This is a genomic window from Lentilactobacillus kosonis, from assembly GCF_003864335.1.
Taxonomy (GTDB): Bacteria; Bacillota; Bacilli; order Lactobacillales; family Lactobacillaceae; genus Lentilactobacillus; species Lentilactobacillus kosonis.
Window position 1 is genome coordinate 392,439 of the sequence record NZ_BEXA01000001.1, and the last position, 17,967, is coordinate 410,405.

Here is a 17,967-nt window from a genome sequence, read left to right on the forward strand (position 1 = left end):
TGACATAATCGACCCTCCATTAAGTTTTTATTAAGAAAGCGCTTTCTATTAAATCATAACATAAGTTTAAAATAAAAATTTATATAGATTTTCTAAAGACCCGTAGACTATTAGAAAGCAGATAGTATAATGGACCTACTATTTAATACACTTGGGAGATGTACTACAATGAAATTTTCTAAATTAATCACCACGGTAGCAGTGGCATTTTCAGTTGGAACATTAGCCACTCAAGCACATGCTGCCAAGTCTAAAGTCACAACACCAAATTCACAGCACTTAACGTTCAAACAACTTACTGGTAATAATTCCCATCGCTTAGGAACGATTAGACAACTCACTAGAAGTCAAATTGCTACTGATCATAAGCTATCAGGCAAACAAGTCCAATATCTAATGGCGTTACCTTTACCTCACCGGTTAACTGCTAGAAATTTCACGCTTGATTCACAAACACTTACAATGCATTTAACGAAAAACAAGCTCAATGTTAAAATTGCAAAAATTCCACTATCTAAGCTAAGTGGCATTATCTTAAACCGTTATTTACCCAAGACACTTTGGTACCACAAACCAGCTACAACCAATCAAAAAGTGGTTGCTCTAACTTTTGATGATGGCCCTGATCCAGTATTAACTCCTAAACTATTGAAGACGCTCAAGAAGGCTAACGTTCCAGCTACTTTCTTTGAAGTCGGTAGTAGTGTTATCAAGTACCCGCAAATCTCACGTATGGTACTTAAATATGGAAACCAAATCGGAAACCACTCTTGGAATCATCCACAACTAACCAAAATTGGGAAAGCAAAAGCCATTCACCAAATCGCTGCAACTGATGCCGCTGTCTACAAAGCAACCGGAACCTTGCCATCATTCGTTCGTCCGCCATATGGCGCAATCAATGAAACTATTGGTGCAGCATTTGATCGACCAACTATTCAATGGGATGTTGATTCCCTTGATTGGTCTTACCTAAACACTCCTAAAACCGTTAATCATGTATTATCAACCACTCACAACGGTTCTATAATCTTAATGCATGATATTCATCCGACTTCTGTAGCCGCTGTTCCATCAATCATTAATGGCTTGAAAAAGCGTGGATATAAGTTTGTAACTCTTGAGCAGTTAATACAAAAACCATTGCTTTCAAATTATCAATATTTTGGTAGAAATGATTTTCGTAATCTATAATTTCATGAATTATCAAAAAAGTGGTACCTAGCATTTAAAATGCCAGGTACACTTTTTATGGATCATTAAAATTAAATAAATGCGGTAACTGCTGCAGCTGCAACAATTGCTACTAAACCGATAGAAATGACAAACCATTCCTTACCAGTCTTATGAGTTTTCATAACAATAATTCCAGAAACCGTTGCACCCACAATTGATACTTGTGAAAGGACGAAACCAGTTGCTAAACCAAGCATAGCTGGTTGAGCTGATACTAGGTAACCCAATGCAGCCATTGCAAAGAAGAAACCTGAGAAGATTTGTTTATAAGTAACACTTTGAGCAAAAATATTATTGTGATTTTTAATTACTTCGTAGATACCAAGGAGTAATCCAAATGTTGCCATACCCATTGCTTGTGGTAAGAACATGTGTAATCCGTCAGTATTAGTTGTATATTGTGGAAAAATTCCATAAAGTGAGTAACCGATTTGGGCAATCAATAAAACCCCAACGGCTTTAATTAGTAATTCTTTATTACCAGCAGTTTTCTTTTTCTTGATAAGTAGTTAAGTAAGCACCAATCAAAATGATGATAACTGCCGCAAAACCAATAACTTTAGATCTAGTTGATCCCCAGTTACCCAACATTACTACACCCCAAACAACATTAGATGTGATTTGAAATGCGGTTGAGATAGGCATAGCCTTAGCTGAACCTAATGCATTACCGTCGGCATCTTTCATACCAAAGGCAACAATCGTCAAAACATTACCAAATGCCCAAGCTGCACCTGAGAAAAATGCCAACCAGAAGTTAGAACCAGTCAATAATTCATAATGCTTAACTAATGCAAGTACAATGGCGACAATTAAAGTACCCCAAGTGGCACCAAAAATTCCTTGAACAGGTTTTCCACCAAATTTAGAAACAAGTGTTGGATAGGCACTCCAGCCAATCATAGCCAAGAATGCGAAAAGTAGTCCTACAATATTCATTTATTAATCCCTCTTATTTAATTGCTTCGCCAATAAAATCAACGTTTGATTCAAGTACGATATTTGAAAATGGTGTAATTTCACCAGTACGAACGGTTGCAATGTTATTGTCGTCGCGACTCATTGCTTTCAATTCGTCATGTGAAGTCCAAACAATTTCAACATCATCATCTAATAAGCCCTTGATAGCAGCCAATTGATCTGGGTTTTCTGTTTGAATTTCTTTAGCTAAATATACTTTTTGCACTTTCATTTCTGACAATGTTGCCTTTAGCACATCAATAAATAATGGCAATCCGCGAACAACTGATAAATCAATTTTACGTCCATCATCTTTAATTGGTAATCCAGAATCACCAATGGTTAGCCATTGAGTATGGCCAATTTCAGAAATTGCATTTGATAATTTTGTATTTAATAGATTAGTTTTACGCATAACAATCTGTCCTCTTTTTCGATGTTTTTATTTGTTATCTTCTAAAACTTTCAATACTTCTTCTTCCATAGGAATACTTGGTTGCGCACCTGCACGTTGTACAGTAAGTGATGATGCAGCAGCACCATATCTCATTGCTTCTGGTAGGTTATCTAAATTAGGATTTAAACGAGTTGACATGGCACCAATAAATGTATCCCCTGCAGCTGTGGTATCAACAGCTTTAACTTTAAATGATGGGACAATTCCTTCTGCACCATCTTTTCGCATGTAGAAGGCACCTTCTGAACCAACAGTAATAATAACAGTGTCAATTCCACGTTCGAAATAGTAAGCCGCATTATCGATCATTGAATGTTCATCAGTTACTTCAATGCCTGTAAGTAAGAATGTTTCATGCTCATTAGGAGCAATTACATCAGTTAAATTCAATAATTCAGCTGGTAGGCCACCATCTTCTGGCATTGGCGCAGGATTCAAAATAGTTTTAACGCCATTTTCGTGGGCAATTTTAAATCCTTCGATAACTGTTTCCATTGATGTTTCTAATTGAGCAATTACAAAATCAGATTCTTTAATTGCATCTGTATGTGCACGAACATCTTCGGTAGTCATGTCAGCGTTAGCTCCACCATAAATGTAAATGATGTTATCGCCAGTTTCTTCTGAAACTGTGATGTATGCTTGACCTGTTTCTTCGGTTTCTGAATACATAACATGTTCAGTATTTAAATTAGCAACGTTCATATTTTTGGCAGTATCAAATTCTTTACCGACTTTAGTAATCATATTAGTTTTAACAGCTGAACGGGCAACGGCAACACCTTGGTTTAAACCTTTACCACCCATTGCTTCAACTTGATGATTAGGAGTATGAAGGGTTTCTCCACTAACTCCAAAACGGGGTACAGATACTACTTTATCAATATTGGTTGATCCTAAAACTGTAATTACCTTAGCCATAATTATCTCTTCCTTTTCATTAAGTGTAAGTAAATGTAAGTAAAAATTATAATTGAATTTATTAGTAGTATACCTTGTATTTTTTCGTGTGTAAACGTTTTATTAAAAAGATTTACTAAAAATGTTTTAACATACCCTTTGCAATCGCTTTCATACGTAGGTTTTAACCCCATTTTTATTTTTTTTGAAAAAATTTTTCGTTTTTGACTAATCCGCTAACCTATCAACATTCTAAAAACTTGCCTTGATTACCTTTATTACCGGATTCTTTCTCTTTTTGATCTTACTTTATTCTTCTACTGGAAAAGTAGACAAACGTAAACCATATAACGAAACAAATTTGTATTAATTATTCTAATCCACAAAAAACTGACTTAACCCTGTTTTAGTTACAAGGTCAGGTCAGTTTTTTATTTTATTACTTATTGTATGGCAAAATTACATCTGAAGGTTTAACTTCCTTGCCAAAGTAAGGTTTTAATTGTGAATTATAATCCTTCAAGAAAAATTTCTGATTATTAAGCTTTGTGATTTCCTTGTTAGCCCAGTCTAATAAGGATTTATTGCCTTTTTTAACTGCTGGAGCAATGTATGATTTAGGGCCAATACTCTTGATACCAACCGTGTATTTAGGATTATTCTTTGACCAAGCATACAAATATGAATTGTCATCAGCTAAAGCAGCTGCCCGACCATTCTTTAATGCATTAATTGTTGGGTCTTAGAATCAAACTTCATTAACTGAACGTCTTTTTGATTTTGAGTGAAGTAGTTTTCAGCAGTAGTTCCCTTAGTAACGATTAAGTTCTTACCCTTAAGTTGGCTAACGTTAGTAATGGCCTTACTCTTTGGTGAAACCACTCCAACGGAAACCTTCATGTATGGCTTAGCGAAATCAATAACTTGCTTTCTTTCAGGGGTAACTGTGAAGTTAGCAAGCACTAGGTCAACCTTGTTAGCATTTAACGCATCTACTCGGTTATTAGCATTAACTTGCACAAATTTAACTTTAACACCTAAATCCTTAGCCACTTTACGAGCTAAAATAACATCATATCCAACTCTCTGACCAGATTTATTAACCCAGCCATAAGGAGGCAAATCGCCAAATACGGCAATCCGAATCGTACCCCGCTTTTTAATCTGTTGAACAGAACTAGGATTATTACTATTACTACTTGAATTTTTACTTGAACCACATCCAGCTAACACCAAACCTAACAATGCCAATGAACCGACTAATAATGCAATGCGCTTAAATAATTTATTCTTCATTATAATATCCTCCTTAAATATTTAAAAATCCATACTTTCAAGAAATTCTCTTGCTCGATCAGTTGCGGGGTCTGAGAAAAATTGGTTTGCTGGCGTCTGTTCAAGGATTTTACCATCCTCTAAGAAGACAACCCGATCAGCAATCTGCTTAGCAAAGTTCATCTCGTGAGTAACCACAATCATGGTCATATGATCGTGGTTAGCTAGGTTAACGATGATATCTAAAACCCCTCTCACCATTTCCGGATCAAGGGAAGCCGTGACTTCATCAAACAACATAAATTCAGGATGCAATGCCAGAGCTCGGACAATTGCGACCCGTTGCTTTTGACCACCTGATAATTGTCTAGGATACACATCAGCATACTCATCTAACCCAACACTCTTTAAAAGTTGGTGAGCTTCTGACTTAACTTCATTAAGTTCTCGCTTCTGAACCTTAACTGGCCCCAACGTAATATTGTCTAACACCGTTAAATTAGGAAACAAATCGTAACTTTGAAATACCATCCCGATTTTTGGCGCAATTTTTGGAGATTTTTCTCATTTGGAATGATCTTGTCACCTTGGAAGTAGATACTTCCAGATTGATAATCTTCCAATCCATTAATGGTTCTGATCAATGTACTTTTCCCGAACCTGAAGGCCCCAGCAGGGTAACAACTTCACCCTTATCTACAGTGAAACTAATGTCATGGAGGACTTGTTGGTTACCATACGACTTATTTAAATTTTCAACTTTTAAAATTGTCTCAGCCATTATTTCTCTCCATTCTTTGTTTTTCTAATCTTTTAGACCACCACGATAATGGATAATCAATTAAGAAATATAGTAAGAAAATCAATCCATATACCCAAAATACTCCGGTAGGGTAATTTTGATTATTAGCTTCAATCACTTGCTGACCAACATTGATCACATCCATAACTGAAATCAGCATCAGTAGTGAGGTAGTCTTAATAACCCGTGTTGCTAAATTGATTGTTGCCGGAATTTCTAACGATATCGCTTGAGGAATCAACACATATCGATATAGTTGATAACGACTTAAACCAATTGCTTTACCCGATTCCTGTTGGTGTTTAGGAACCGAAATCAAGGCGCCCCGAACAATATCACTCATTTCAGCCGCAACCCATAATCCAAACACTAAGGTAGCCAATTCATTGGCAGGCATGTTGAGATTAAGTTGTCTAGGGATGATGTAATAAAATAAAAATAGTAATACTACTGTGGGAATAATTCTGAAAAACTCTAAATACGTTCTTAATACAAACCGTAATATCTTACTATTCGTAGTTCTTAGAACCCCTAAAATCGTTCCGAAAATCACTCCACCGATTAATGCACCTGCCGCAATTTTAATCGTGATCCACAAACCACCAAGTAATCGAATGAAGTTATCACCTTCAAACAACACATTAATTCCCGAATGAGCCATAACGTACCCTCTTTTCAAGATAAGTTAATCCCAGTGACAAAGGAATTAGAATAATTGCATATGCCACAACCAATACGAATAAGTACTCATTTGAACGATAATACATTCCAATCAAATCTAAGGCCGTATTAGTTAATTCCGGAATCGCAATAACCGTAAAAATTGAAGTTTCCTTAATCAAAAAATAATATTCGCAGCCATTGCTGGCACACTAAGTGAGAATCCTTGTGGAAACACAATGTATCTAGCGAGTTGCCACCGATTTAAACCAATCGCTTTACCCGATTCAATTTGATTTTAGGTACGCCAACAAATCCTCCGGTAAATCCCTCGGCCATATAACTACCACCAAGAAAAATCAATCCGATGATTCCAGATACCTCTGCCCCTAACTTAATGCCAACAACTGGAAATGCGTAGTACAAAAAGAATAATTGAATTAGTAGGGGCGTGTTTCGTGATATCTCAACGTAGATACTACCAATTTGGTGAAGTACCGGAATTTTGAAATATTGAATTAAACTAACAAATACACCAACAATAATAGAGCCCACGACCCCAACGAGAGAAAGCCACAGAGTCAATTCGAATCCTTTAGCAAACATTGGCAAGCTCTGTTGAATAACTGTCCAGCTCATAAAACACTCATCTCCTTTAAGAAAACCATTTGGCAGCTGGCAATAAAAAAAGCCCCTGCAAAGAATTGCAGGGACGAAATTATCGCGGTTCCACCCATTTTCGCACAAAATGTGCCTCATAAAATACTAAATTTAATTTTAACGAACTCCAAGCGCACTTTCGGCGAATTTCTGGCCGCATTCTCACCAACAGCGGTCTCTGATATCCAAAAATTCGCTTACTCTTCTCTTCATCGTTCACACAAAAATTTTAATTGTTAGCTAACAATTTGTCTCTTAATTTACTGGTAACTGAGGAAAATGTCAAACATTTTTATTAAATTATTTTAATAATTCATCCACATTAAATCCTTGATGCACGATGTTTTTCAATAAATCAGATCTTAGTTTCCGATTTCGTGAAAGTTCAGAAACGATATGATTACTAAAGGTTTCTTCGCGTTGATTACTGCTTCTAGCGGCATAGTATTCTAGCATCTGTTGATCATATTCTGGCAACTGATTTTCAATACGATCGCTCAGATGATATCCATTTTCAAAGTGTTGTAAAGTTTGCGGCAATCTTGGTTTATTTTCCGGTAAAGTTTCCGGATATCCGACTGCGACTCCTAACAATGGAAAAGTTAATTTTGGCAAATTAAGTAGTTCAATTACTCTATGAGAATCATTTAAAATACTGCCCATAATTGTGGCCCCCATCCCCATACTTTCAGCTGCTAATACTAAATTCTCAGTGGCAATGCTAGCGTCAAATACACTTGCTAAAAACTTATCGGTCGTTCTTAAAATGTATGGATCTACTCCCGCCTTCTGAGCAATTTGAAAATTTCGTTGTTGATCAGCAACCATTACAAAGTAATGTCCACTAGACATCATCCAATGTCGACTACCAGTTAACTCATCAAAGGCTTGTAATTTTTCTGGGTCGGTTACGCTAATAATTGAATATTGTTGTGAAAACGTCGAGTTGGAAGCCTTCGATGCCGCCATAATTAAAGTCTGAACTTCTTCACTACTCAATGCTTGCTTCTTAAAATTCCTAATACTTCTATGGTTATAAATTAAATCAAGAACTGAATTTTCCATGCATATCCCTCGTGTTATAATTATTTGCTATATTTTTATTTAACTAAAAAACGGTTTAAATTATTTGCAGAAACGTATATAATAAAAAATACTATATAATAATTATTATAAACTGGGTGGTAATCTATGAAACAGAAAAAACATTAGCACAAAAAATAAATGTTATGCGAGCAGCCGTAATGGGCGCCAATGACGGAATCTTGTCAGTTGCCGGAATCGTTATTGGCGTCGCAGGAGCCACAACCAATAACTTTGCCATCTTCATCTCCGGTATTTCTGGAATGTTAGCCGGAACCGTATCAATGGCTATGGGGGAATGGGTATCCGTTAATACCCAAAAGGATTCACAAAAAAATGCCATTAATCATCAGAAAGTTGCAATTAAAGAAACTTATAATGAAGAATTCAATTTTGTTTCTAACAAATTACAATCTTCTGGAATTGCTCCTGAACTTGCTAATCAAGCCACTAAGGAAATGATGGAGAAAGATCCCCTTCAAACAACTGTTAGACAACGGTATGGATTTAATGTAAATGAATTTACTAATCCATTCTCTGCCGCATTAGCCTCCATGATTTCTTTTCCACTAGGTTCAATTTTACCACTAGTTGCAATTACTCAATTCGCGCCTGATATCAGAATCATTGCCACCGCGATTTCTGTCATAATCGCCTTATCAATTACCGGTTTCTCAGCTGCCAAACTCGGTAACTCTAATAAGTCTCGTGGAGTTATTAGAAATGTGGTATCTGGAATTTTGACCATGATTGTTACGTTTGCAATCGGTAGATTAATTGGTCGCATGTAGGAGGAAAAAATGGAATTCTCAGAAAAAAAAGTACAAAAGCATGAGCAAACCCTTGAAGAAAAATTAAATACTTTAAGAGCCGGGGTTTTAGGTTCAAATGACGGAATTCTAACCGTAGTCGGGGTACTATTCAGTGTGGCGGTTGCCACCACTAACCAATTCACTATCTTTATCGCTGGTTTATCAGACTTGTTAGCGTGTGCCTTTTCCATGGCCTCTGGTGAATACGCTTCTGTTAGTACCCAAAAAGATACTGAAAAATCAGTAGTGGCAATGGAAACTGAACTATTAAAAACTGATTTTGAGGGTGAACTAAAATTGGTTGCTGACTACTATGTTTTGCAAGGTGTTTCACAGGAAACATCTGAAAAAATTGCTAAAGACTTAATGTCTAAAAAGCCCCTTGAAACCATTGTGGATATCAAGCATGGGATTCAACTTGGTCATTACATGAATCCTTGGGATGCAGCATTCTCATCCCTATTTTCAGCCGCAGCCGGCGGATTATTTCCTTTACTTGCCATGACTTTAGTCCCTGGTGTAATGCAGTGGCCAGCAACTATTCTAGCTGTCTGTGTTTCCGTTGCTATCACCGGTTTTCTAAGTGCCAAATTAGGGAACGGACTAGTTAAAAACAGCTATGATTCGAAATGTAATTGTTGGAATTATTACAATGATTATTCACTATTCAATTGGATTACTATTATAGTTTACGACCGCTCACCTAACAATTGTTTGGTGAGCGGTTTTATTGTGGAATCAATTCTCGAAGTCATATTGAAGAGATATCGGTTCCTAACTAAAATATTGTATAATATATAGATGGATTTATTTAAAAGGTGGTGACTATTTTGAACTCAAATCAGCAAGAATATTGGACTATGAAACAAATCGCTGACAATCTAGGCGTAAATAAAATGAAAGTATATCGAACCGTTACGAATAATAGCATCCCTTATGCTTATAAAAAGGGGCAGACCCTTTACTTTAACGCTACCTCAAAAGCCACCATCGAAGACTTAATCACCCCCAACCAAAGTAAGGTAACTAAATTAAGCTTAGCCGTGCTTAAATCCTTAAACGAGGAAATTGCTAGTCAACAAGAACAGATCGCCAGACTAACTAAACTCTTAGATCAATCGCAAAAGCTTCAATTACTTGCCCAGCAACAACGTGTTGCCGCTGAAAAAGAAGCTTCAAAAATGAAAACTGAACTTAAGCAAGTTGATGCTCAAGAATTTGACACTCGACCAAATGAGCACAGTGAATCATAACCGCCATATCAATTGAAACTTTGATCCCTCGGTGTTAATATTATTTGGAATTATTCATCTTTTTTTAACCATATATTAATTTTAGTTACTGAAATATTTTTACCGGAGGTTAACCAATGCGCCCAAGAATTGCATTACCAGCAGATACTCTTGCTGAAGCAACTAATATCATTAACGAGCGAAACGCCGCTTTTGCTCCACGGCCAGCAATTGAAGCAATCGTCAAGGCCGGTGGGGTGCCCGTAATCTTTCCTAGTGTTGATCCAGAAGATGTACGAGACTATTTAACAATGTTCGATGGCGTTTGTTTTTTAGGTGGTTCCGACGTCGATCCAACATTCTATGGTGAAGAACCATTTTATAAACTAGGAATGACCTATCGCAAACGAGATTTATTCGAAATTGAATTATTAAAGCAATCGGTTACTGCCGGCAAAGCAATTTTCGGCATTTGTCGCGGTATGCAGCTAATTAATGTTGGACTTGGAGGCACACTTTATCAAGACCTGTCACAAGATCTTCATTCCACTCTTAAGCATAGTCAGGCAGCTCCCGGTAATATGCCATCTCACCATATTACGTGGATCATCAGTCACGATTACATGACATTATTGGTGACCGTCCATACGTTAATTCAAGACATCATCAAGCCATTAAGGATCTTGCACCTTACTTAAAGATTACCGCCAAAGCAGATGATCAGGTAATTGAGGGAATTGAGTCAGTTAATAATGACCAAATCATGGGTGTTCAGTGGCATCCTGAAAATATCTATAAGCATTTTGAAGATTCCAAACGATTATTTGAAGACTTTGTACAACGAGCTCAAGTCGTTGCTGAAAAACGCTAAATCATTAACCAACGCTAGTTATTTAATCAACTAGCGTTTTTTTTAGCTATAATTGTCTATATAGAAAGAAGCTGATATATTATGCCTAAAAAACCAATAGTTCATAGCTTTGAGGAATACCTAAATATTTCCCAAGTAGGTGCCAGGCCCCTACTAACGGCCTTAAAAGACCAAATTCTTAGTGAGACTAGCGCTCCTGAAGAAAAGATTTCATGGGGCCAACCTTTTTTCATCTTACCAGACAAAAAGCTAAGTACATCTGCCTATAAAGATCATGTTAGTCTCCAAACCTCTGTTAATTTACCTGATGATCTAATTACCACTGCTAACCAAGCGGGTTACTCTACGGGCCAAAAACGATTGAACATCAAATTTGATCAAGCCATTCCTCGTGAAGTAGTTAGCAAAATTATCAAGCAATCTGAAAATCCTTAAACAAATCTTGATAACAATCACGAGACTGTTACAGTTTTTAAAATTTCATTATCTCTAATTTACTTAACCGCAACATTTCGTTATTACACCGCGGTTTGTGTTACGCTTTGCGTGAAATGAACTTATTTTTCATAGGGAGATGTAGAATTTTGAGCCATAAATCATTAATTAAAGTCGGGGTATCCTTTGCAGCATTTGCTGGATTCGCCCTATTTTCAAATCAAACCAAAGCTTCAATGTATCCATCAAGTTCGCAACCAAGTAGTGACATGGTTGATCTTTCCAGTTACCAAGGAAATTTAACTGCTAGTGATTACCAAAACTTAGCTAGTAACGGTGTTAAGGCTGTAACCATCAAAGCTACAGAAGGAACCGGTTATACCAATCCATACTTAGCACAGCAAGTGAAATATGCTCAGCAGGCTGGCTTAAGTATTAACTTCTATCATTTTGTTCACTTTACTTCACAATCTACTGCCATTGCTGAAGCCCAAAACTTCATTAATGCTGTGCAACAAGTAACAACGAGTAAGAACGTTGTTATGGTTGCAGACTTTGAATCATCAGAGCTAGGATCGCTATCAAAATCAACTAATAATGCTAATTTAGCAGCCTTTGATCAAACTTTGAACTCAGCAGGTTATAGCAAAACTGATCTTTATACAATGTCGAGTTGGTTAGGAGTTAAAATTGATACCAATGCGCAAAACAAGGGTTGGATTGCCAACTGGCCTTACAGTCCTACTGGAAACAAATACCCTAATGCCAACGCTTGGCAATGGGCAAGTGATTATCGTTTTCCAGGATCAAGTGTTGATCTTGATGTTAGTAAGCTAACCAACGACTATTATCTTGGTTCGGTTGGAGATTCAAGCAACTCTTCAAATGACACTTCAAATAATACAGATAGCGGAAGTGGCAATGATGGCACCGCCGTGATCGTCCCTGGTCCATCCGAACCAACCAACCAATACTCAGCTTCAAGATCTCAATCCGTTAAACTAATTTGGCGGACATCAATGAAAAGCCACGCATTCTACACTACCAAAGGTGCTCGCTATTCTAAACATTTAGGAACCCGTTATGATTACAACAAAAATTTACCAAATGTAACTTGGTATACTGATGCTCATGAAAAGTTGTACAAGAAAAATACTGGTAAATACGCCATTTATTATCACGTAAGAAGTAATGACAATGCGCATGGTGGGTGGATCTGGCGAGGATACCTAACTAGCGGTGTTAACCCTAACCAAAAATAAATAATCCGATCCAAATTAAAAAACAGGAACGCAGTTGGCGTTTCTGTTTTTTAATATCAATTATTAATTTTGTTCTGGGGTGGTTACTCGCCGCTTACCTAATACTGGCCTTAACCAGTGGTAACTTAATCCTAAGACTGCTCCAATCACTGCTGGGACTACCCAGTCCATTCCGAGACTAGCAAACGGAAGAACATGCTGTTGAAAACCAGTTAAGGTTTGACCAAATGCACTTTGGCTAACAACTGGTGGAAAGGCCCCCACCATATCAAATAATGCTGGAACGGTTGTAAAACCAACCACTAAAGCATATACAACTGGATCCCGATCAAATAGTGGTGATGTTACCGATAGTAAAATCAAAACCATGGCGAATGGGTATAAGAACATCAACATCGGCGTTGACCATGAGATAATCGTATCCAATCCAAAGTTAGCGGTCAAGAATGAGGTGGCACACATCATACCTAGCCATGCCCGATAACTAACCTTTGGAAAATGTTTATGAAAGTCTTGTGCAAAAGCAGCTACCAATCCAACTGCTGTCGTCAAACAAGTAACCGTTAATAATGTTGCTAATAGTGCATGGCCGAAACCACCAAGGTAATAGGAAACCATTTGATTAAAGGCCACTCCACCATCAGCAGAAGCCCTAAAATGAGCTAGGGTGGTTGATCCTAACCAGATCAGGACAACATAAATAGAACCGATAGCTGCAGTAGCAAAGACGCCTGCTTTAGCAGTCACCTTCGCATTTTCACTTGGCTTAGTCTTTCCTAACTGTTTTACCGCAGTTACGACGGTTACCCCGAATGCTAACCCAGCTAAAGCATCCATCGTATTATACCCTTGTAGAAAACCATTGAAGAAAGATTGATGTTGGTACGCTGCCGTGACTGTTTGTTGAGCAGCCTTACCCATGGGACTTAAAAATCCTAACGAGAAAACACTGAATAATAGCACTAAAAATACTGGGTTTAAAATTTTACCAACACTACCCATCACGTTTGATTCTTTGTAGGATACCCAAAAAGCTGCACCAAAGAATAACGCCGAGAATACTAATAGCCCAACGTGAGCAAATGATTGTGGTAATAGCGGCTGAACCCCGACACTAAATGGCACGGTAGCAGTTCTGGGAGTTCCAAATAGTGGCCCGATAGTTGCATGAATTAAGATCATAAATGTTAGAGCGAAAACCGGTCCTAGTGGTCTACCAACGTCATAAACCCCTTCAGATCTGGTAACACTAATTGCTAATACTGATAATAATGGCAACACCACTGCGGTAACCAAAAATCCAGCGGTCGCACTTAGCCAATTAGCGCCGGCTAGTTGACCTAAATGAAATTGGAAAAATTAAATTCCCAGCCCCAAAGAATAATCCGAACAACATAGAACTAACGACAAAATACTGCTTCCTAGTTAATGGTTTGCTATTTAAGTCCTGTAATTTTTCCATTTTAATACCCCTTTATTAAAACTGATTTTTTTCGACAACTGCTAATCTGACTAATGTCAATCTGGGATTTCATTACACCATCTCCAATTTCGTCTGTATTTGAAACAAAAAATGCACCCCTAATCCACTTGGACTAAGGGTGCATTTACCGGCACGGTACCACCTTATCTTTATGACACTATCACTAATGACAACTCTCGCGTACGGCCATTAAAGGCGATACGCCAGCACTATAATGGGTGCCACCAATGCACGTTACTTTTGTTTCGGTGCATCGCTCAAAAGAGATATTCCAACGAATCAACTGCGCTTCCTCTCACCTATCGAAGCTCGCTTTTCAGTTATCCCATCGCTGTACTAAACTTTCTCGTTGCGTTTGCTTAATAATTGTTCCTAATATTAATTAGTTTTATGTGAGTTGTCAACATCAAAATCACATATTATTTTAATGTTTCTGTTTGAGCGTTATAGGGACTATAATTAAAGCGGATACAAAATAAAATAAGGAAGTGCTTTTTATGTCAAAGTATTAATTGCCGGTCGAATTCCTGAACATGCTTTAAGCATTTTAAAGGATGCTAATTTAACAGTTACAGTCTTTGATGATAGCGAAAGTCTAATCAGTAAACCAGAATTAATTGACCTAATCGCCGATAAAGACTTCTTGATCACCCCACTATCAACGCCAGTTGATGCCGAAGTAATCGATGCCGCGCCGAATCTTAAATTAATTGCTAACTATGGTGCTGGCTTTAATAATATTGATACTGAATATGCACGTAAAAAAGGCATTCCAGTTACTAACACTCCAAAGGTCTCAACCGTTTCGACCGCCGAAGTAACCTGCGGCTTAATTATCAGCTTGGCACACCGAATTGTTGAAGGCGATCAGCTAATGAGAAGTACTGGTTTCAATGGCTGGGCACCACTATTCTTCTTAGGAACTGAACTTAAAGATAAAACTCTTGGCATCATTGGGATGGGCCAAATTGGACAAGCGGTTGCGAAGCGGATGCATGCATTTGATATGAACATCATCTATACCCAACGCCATCAATTAGACCCCGAAACTGAAAACAAACTGGGTGCTAAGTTTGTTTCTCAAGAGGAATTACTTAAAAATGCCGATGTGATTTCACTCCATCGTCCAGCTACCCCTGATTCAGTGCATATGATTGATACTGAACAATTCAAAAAAATGAAATCTTCAGCAATGTTCATTAACGCTGCTCGAGGACCGTTAATCAATGAAGCGGCTTTATTACAAGCTTTAAAGGGCCAAGAAATCGCTGGCGCTGCTCTTGATGTGTATGAACATGAACCAGAGGTTGATAACGGCTTTAAAGAACTTAAAAATGTAGTTTTAACTCCGCACATTGGCAATGCCACCACTGAAGCTCGGAACGCAATGGCCGAAATAGTTGCCACCAACACGGTTAAAGTTTCCGAAAATCAGGAACCGAATTACATTGTAAACGCTGATAAATAAGTATTTATCCAATAAAAGAAACCATAACTATTTGTTATGGTTTCTTTTATTGTTGTTGTTCACCAAGCAATCGCTTCAATCGATTAATTCGGTCATCCAACGGCGGATGAGTATCGAACATTTTAGTGATAAATGGGGTCTTCCCATTCTTATTCCTTGGTTCATTAATATATAAGGCCGCAGTTGATGCATCTGCGCTCTTCATTGGCGTTGAATCATTTTTCAACACCTCTAATGCATTAATTAACCCCTGAGGATCCCGGGTTAGATTAACTCCGGAAACGTCAGCAAGTGATTCACGTTCCCGAGAAACAGCTAGTTGCAGGATTTGCGCAATTGGCACTCCGATGACCCGGACAACCCAGCCACCAAGCCAAATAATTGCTCCAAAAGCAATCATTCCCATGGCAATTGCTAAACCACTTTTGTTGTCATCATCATCGCGTTCCCCTAGACTCAGCCAACTGGCATTTCGCATTAATCCAGCTCCAGCAATGACTAAGACAGTTCCGGCCCCAGCAATAAACGTCGTTAAGGCCACCGTAATAGAAGATACTCGGATATCATAATTTTTAATATGCGAGATTTCGTGTGCGATCACACCTTCCAATTCTTCCCGGTTCATCATTGTTCGTAATCCCTTAGTTACAGCTACCGCAGCATGTTTTGGATCTCTACCAGTAGCAAAGGCATTCGGAGCTTCTTCGTTACTTAAATAGATATCTGGCACGGGAATATTAGCCGCCATTGATAAATCAGTAACGATGTTAAATAACTGCGGATCGTCTGATTCCTGCAACTTAACCGCATTACTGCCACGCATTAAAATATTCGTAACACTCATATAAGTAAAAAAAGCATAAATTAATGCAGCAATTAAAAATCCAACCATCGTATAAACCGCAATTTGCCAGTCAAACACTTCTTCTCGAGACGCAAATATGCACCCTATTAGGAATCCGATAACGGCCACTATCACAAGAAAGGCAGCTAGAACAAACCATGTTCTTCTGCGATTCTGCGTAACTTGCTTGCTAATCGTTTCCATTTATCTGCTAATCTCCTTAATTAAAATTTCATTTGAGGAACTTCTTTAGCAGCTTCTGGAACTTGTAGAAATTCTTTTTGCTTAAAGTTCCCCATCTTCGCAACTAAATTGCTTGGGAATGATTGTAACTTATTGTTTAATTCCATAACGTTAGCATTGTAATTTTGACGAGAAAATGAAATTTTATTTTCAGTATTAGCCAATTCTTCTTGAAGACTCATGAAGTTTTGATTAGCTTTCAAGTCAGGATAATTTTCAGTTACCGCAAACAAGTGATTCAAAGTTTCCGTTAGTTGATTATCAGCTTTAACTTTATCCCCTAAACTAGCGTTAGGATCAGAGATTTGCGTTCTCATCGCAGTTACGTTAGCGAGCGTTTCCTTTTCATGAGCGGCATAGCCCTTAACTGTTTCAAGTAAGTTAGGTAATAAGTCAGCTCGTCGTTGTAATTGGACGTCAATTTGGCTTTCAGCTTCATCAACTAAATTTCTTTGGCGAACCAATCCGTTGTACATCATAATTACTGCTAATACTAGTAGCACTACGATTACAATTATTGCAATTAACATAGCAATTCCTCCTATTAAATGTTGGTTTAAATCTACCATAACCGTATTGAAAGTAAAGATTATTAGTAGAATATTTAGATAATAATAACTAATCAATAATTAATTTCAAATTATGATGATCATTCGTACTTAACCACCATCATCTTTCCATGCCGATAAGTTGCCATAAAAATCGTCTTCAACTCTTCAGCGCCACTGATTCCCAGTTTGTCGAATAACCATTCCTCATCCTCTTCCATTAAATCGAGAACGTCATAATCCAATTGGCCATCAACCACAACCGGGTAGCGGATGCTTCCGTCTCCTTTTCTCAGAACGGTTAAGCTACCATTTTGTTCCAGAATCGCCCGTTTAACATCATTAAGATCATAAACGCCAGCCGTTCTCAATTTAAAATCAACTTCTTTGGCTGATAAATTAGCTTTCAGACAATTCTCTACTAATATTTGACCATTTTTAACGATCGTAATTGGCTCACCTTCAAGGAACTTTCCAATTACATGAATATGGGTTTTCAAGTAGCGGGTGCCCAAGATCAACAAAGACCAAATTAATAGCACTGTAATGAATTGGGCTAAGGTGATTGCCGGATTGTACAACACTCCACCAACAATTCCACCAAGCACATAGTTTTGTAATTGATCCATTGCCGACGTTGGAGCTAAATTACCCTTTCCAGTTAAGTTAATCAACACTGAAATAAATATAAAGCCAACAATTAATTTAATGGCAATATCAGAATATGTAAACATTA

Annotated in this window: 15 protein-coding genes and 6 pseudogenes; 8 read left to right on the forward strand and 13 right to left on the reverse strand. The window is 37.6% G+C overall.

The genetic code is table 11. The features are described from left to right. Positions 1 to 168: 168 nt before the first annotated feature. On the forward strand, positions 169 to 1,194 hold the full coding sequence (locus NBRC111893_RS02025; RefSeq protein WP_125007795.1) for a polysaccharide deacetylase family protein: 1,026 nt from the start codon (positions 169 to 171) through the stop codon (positions 1,192 to 1,194). Between the two features lie 71 nt (positions 1,195 to 1,265). Here the strand turns inward: NBRC111893_RS02025 and NBRC111893_RS11565 are convergent, their stop codons facing one another. The 9 genes and pseudogenes from NBRC111893_RS11565 to NBRC111893_RS02065 form a co-directional block, all read right to left on the reverse strand. Further along, positions 1,266 to 1,679, reverse strand: coding sequence for a GRP family sugar transporter (locus tag NBRC111893_RS11565; protein ID WP_230402926.1), 414 nt, complete (start codon positions 1,677 to 1,679; stop codon positions 1,266 to 1,268). A gap of 34 nt (positions 1,680 to 1,713) precedes the next feature. After that, positions 1,714 to 2,175: a GRP family sugar transporter gene (locus NBRC111893_RS11570; RefSeq protein WP_230402927.1), complete on the reverse strand. Its 462-nt coding sequence runs from the start codon at positions 2,173 to 2,175 to the stop codon at positions 1,714 to 1,716. Positions 2,176 to 2,188: 13 nt separating this feature from the next. After that, positions 2,189 to 2,611, reverse strand: coding sequence for a D-ribose pyranase (gene rbsD, locus NBRC111893_RS02035; protein WP_125007796.1), 423 nt, complete (start codon positions 2,609 to 2,611; stop codon positions 2,189 to 2,191). A 27-nt stretch (positions 2,612 to 2,638) separates the two neighbouring features. Further along, positions 2,639 to 3,574 carry a ribokinase gene (gene rbsK / locus NBRC111893_RS02040; protein ID WP_125007797.1) on the reverse strand — a complete coding sequence of 312 codons (936 nt, stop codon included), beginning with the start codon at positions 3,572 to 3,574 and terminating at the stop codon, positions 2,639 to 2,641. A gap of 418 nt (positions 3,575 to 3,992) precedes the next feature. Then, positions 3,993 to 4,849 (reverse strand): annotated as a pseudogene (locus NBRC111893_RS02045) (transporter substrate-binding domain-containing protein). A 21-nt stretch (positions 4,850 to 4,870) separates the two neighbouring features. Next, positions 4,871 to 5,540, reverse strand: a pseudogene (locus NBRC111893_RS02050) (amino acid ABC transporter ATP-binding protein). A 61-nt stretch (positions 5,541 to 5,601) separates the two neighbouring features. Next, positions 5,602 to 6,291: an amino acid ABC transporter permease gene (locus NBRC111893_RS02055; RefSeq protein ID WP_125007798.1), complete on the reverse strand. Its 690-nt coding sequence runs from the start codon at positions 6,289 to 6,291 to the stop codon at positions 5,602 to 5,604. Beyond that, positions 6,272 to 6,929 (reverse strand): annotated as a pseudogene (locus NBRC111893_RS02060) (amino acid ABC transporter permease). The gene NBRC111893_RS02055 and the pseudogene NBRC111893_RS02060 overlap by 20 nt, the downstream one beginning before the upstream one ends. Before the next feature lie 321 nt (positions 6,930 to 7,250). Then, positions 7,251 to 8,015: a nitroreductase family protein gene (locus NBRC111893_RS02065; RefSeq protein ID WP_125007799.1), complete on the reverse strand. Its 765-nt coding sequence runs from the start codon at positions 8,013 to 8,015 to the stop codon at positions 7,251 to 7,253. A gap of 164 nt (positions 8,016 to 8,179) precedes the next feature. Between NBRC111893_RS02065 and NBRC111893_RS02070 the strand changes: the two genes are divergently transcribed. From NBRC111893_RS02070 to NBRC111893_RS02095, 6 genes and pseudogenes are all read left to right on the forward strand, one after another. Next, positions 8,180 to 8,824 carry a VIT1/CCC1 transporter family protein gene (locus NBRC111893_RS02070; RefSeq protein ID WP_225417489.1) on the forward strand — a complete coding sequence of 215 codons (645 nt, stop codon included), beginning with the start codon at positions 8,180 to 8,182 and terminating at the stop codon, positions 8,822 to 8,824. Positions 8,825 to 8,833: 9 nt separating this feature from the next. Continuing rightward, a pseudogene (locus NBRC111893_RS02075) lies at positions 8,834 to 9,533 on the forward strand (VIT1/CCC1 transporter family protein). Between the two features lie 142 nt (positions 9,534 to 9,675). Then, a complete protein-coding gene (locus tag NBRC111893_RS02080) occupies positions 9,676 to 10,098 on the forward strand; it encodes a helix-turn-helix transcriptional regulator (RefSeq protein ID WP_125007800.1) in 423 nt (140 codons plus the stop codon). 116 nt (positions 10,099 to 10,214) lie between these two features. After that, positions 10,215 to 10,948, forward strand: a pseudogene (locus NBRC111893_RS02085) (gamma-glutamyl-gamma-aminobutyrate hydrolase family protein). Between the two features lie 81 nt (positions 10,949 to 11,029). Then, positions 11,030 to 11,383: a DUF1801 domain-containing protein gene (locus tag NBRC111893_RS02090; protein WP_125007801.1), complete on the forward strand. Its 354-nt coding sequence runs from the start codon at positions 11,030 to 11,032 to the stop codon at positions 11,381 to 11,383. Between the two features lie 116 nt (positions 11,384 to 11,499). Further along, positions 11,500 to 12,645 (forward strand): GH25 family lysozyme, encoded by a 1,146-nt coding sequence (locus NBRC111893_RS02095; RefSeq protein ID WP_125007920.1) that lies wholly within the window; start codon positions 11,500 to 11,502, stop codon positions 12,643 to 12,645. A 63-nt stretch (positions 12,646 to 12,708) separates the two neighbouring features. On the opposite strand, the pseudogene brnQ reads toward NBRC111893_RS02095, so the two are convergent. Then, positions 12,709 to 14,107: pseudogene (brnQ, locus tag NBRC111893_RS02100) on the reverse strand (branched-chain amino acid transport system II carrier protein). Between the two features lie 532 nt (positions 14,108 to 14,639). Here brnQ and NBRC111893_RS02105 point away from each other — a divergent pair. Next, on the forward strand, positions 14,640 to 15,596 hold the full coding sequence (locus tag NBRC111893_RS02105; protein WP_125007802.1) for a 2-hydroxyacid dehydrogenase family protein: 957 nt from the start codon (positions 14,640 to 14,642) through the stop codon (positions 15,594 to 15,596). Positions 15,597 to 15,642: 46 nt separating this feature from the next. Here NBRC111893_RS02105 and NBRC111893_RS02110 read toward each other — a convergent pair whose 3' ends face one another. From NBRC111893_RS02110 to NBRC111893_RS02120, 3 genes are all read right to left on the reverse strand, one after another. Continuing rightward, positions 15,643 to 16,644 (reverse strand): M48 family metalloprotease, encoded by a 1,002-nt coding sequence (locus NBRC111893_RS02110; protein ID WP_125007803.1) that lies wholly within the window; start codon positions 16,642 to 16,644, stop codon positions 15,643 to 15,645. A 20-nt stretch (positions 16,645 to 16,664) separates the two neighbouring features. Beyond that, positions 16,665 to 17,213 carry a LemA family protein gene (locus NBRC111893_RS02115; protein ID WP_191984807.1) on the reverse strand — a complete coding sequence of 183 codons (549 nt, stop codon included), beginning with the start codon at positions 17,211 to 17,213 and terminating at the stop codon, positions 16,665 to 16,667. 119 nt (positions 17,214 to 17,332) lie between these two features. Next, positions 17,333 to 17,965: a DUF421 domain-containing protein gene (locus NBRC111893_RS02120; RefSeq protein ID WP_125007804.1), complete on the reverse strand. Its 633-nt coding sequence runs from the start codon at positions 17,963 to 17,965 to the stop codon at positions 17,333 to 17,335. Positions 17,966 to 17,967: the final 2 nt, after the last annotated feature.